Annotated in this window: 1 protein-coding gene and 1 pseudogene; both read right to left on the reverse strand. The window is 45.3% G+C overall.

Annotation, left to right across the window (positions count from 1 at the left end):
* Nucleotides 1-1,284, reverse strand: a 1,284-nt coding sequence (gene ubiD / locus A3735_RS28420) for a 4-hydroxy-3-polyprenylbenzoate decarboxylase (RefSeq protein WP_068639112.1), incomplete at its 3' end; no start/stop codon positions are given.
* A gap of 130 nt (nt 1,285-1,414) precedes the next feature.
* Nucleotides 1,415-1,643: pseudogene (gene rho, locus A3735_RS28425) on the reverse strand (transcription termination factor Rho); the annotation flags it as partial.

The raw sequence follows: 1,643 nt of genomic DNA on the forward strand, positions 1-1,643 counted from the left end.
TTCAACCAAGGTGATATCTCTTGCCGGATCCATACGTGTCGTAATTGCCCAAATCACATCTTCCCACTCTCGTGCGTTAACGTCATCATCCAAGACAATTACGAACTTGGTATACATAAACTGGCGAAGGAAGGACCACACGCCCATCATCACGCGTTTAGCATGCCCTGGGTATTGCTTCTTCATCGTTACAACGGCCAGGCGATATGAGCATCCTTCCGGCGGCAAATAAAAATCGACAATTTCAGGAAACTGCTTTCTTAGAATCGGTACAAAGACTTCATTCAAAGCTAAACCGAGAATCGCAGGCTCATCAGGCGGCCGACCAGTATAAGTACTGTGGTAAATCGCATTTTTTCGATGAGTAATACGCTCGACAGTAAATACCGGAAAGGTATCCACTTCATTGTAATAACCAGTATGATCACCGAAGGGTCCTTCGGGTGCGACTTCATCAGGGTAAATGAAGCCCTCCAATACTATCTCTGCACTCGCTGGCACTGATAGGTCACTCAAGCCCGCTTTAGTCACTTCAGTTTTACTATCACGTAACAAGCCAGCAAAGGCATATTCAGATAAGGTATCGGGCACGGGCGTTACTGCACCGAGTATTGTTGCTGGATCAGCACCTAAAGCCACCGCAACCGGGAAAGGTTTACCTGGGTGTTTTTGCTGCCACTCTCTGAAGTCTAGTGCGCCACCACGGTGAGATAGCCAGCGCATGATCAGCTTATTCTTTGCAATCAACTGCTGGCGATAAATCCCCAGATTCTGGCGAGACTTTTCAGGCCCTTTTGTAATCACCAAAGACCAGGTCACCAAAGGTCCTGCATCGCCTGGCCAGCAAGTCTGGATAGGAAGCTTATACAGATCCACCTGATCTTTTTCGATAAGCACTTCCTGACAGGCAGCCGAGCGGACCTCTTTGGGCCCCATCGCCATCACCTTTTTAAATATCGGTAGCTTTTGCCAGGCATCCTTAAAACCTTTAGGTGGTTCAGGTTCTTTAAGAAATGCCAAAAGTTTGCCCACTTCACGTAGTGCACTGACGTCTTCTTGCCCCATTCCTAAGGCAACGCGCCGCGTTGTACCAAAAAGATTTGCCAACACTGGCATATTGTAACCCTTTGGGTTTTCAAACAGTAAAGCAGGCCCTCCTGCACGTAAAGTACGATCACATATCTCGGTCATTTCCAGATAAGGATCGACTTCCTGAGCAATACGCTTCAACTCACCTTGCGCTTCAAGTTGTTTGATAAAACTTCGGAGGTCATCATATTTCATAACTGACACAACAATCTCAATTCAATTCATAAAAAAACCGGTATAAATACCGGTTTATATTCTAGCCTGACGATGTTTAATTCAGCTCAAAAGTTTTATTTAACAAAGCTTTTGAGCCATCAACAACAGCCTATCGCTTCTTCATCGACAAGAAGAACTCATCATTTGTTTTAGAGTCTTTCAGCTTATCGAGAATAAATTCTAATGCTGCTAAGTCGTCATCCATACTATGCAATAGTTTACGCAGTATCCAAACACGCTGAAGCTCATCTTCACTCATCAACAAGTCTTCTCGACGCGTTCCTGAACGGCGAATATTAATCGCAGGATATACTCGCTTCTCGGCACAACGACGATCA

It is taken from the genome of Oleiphilus sp. HI0061 (assembly GCF_001635675.1).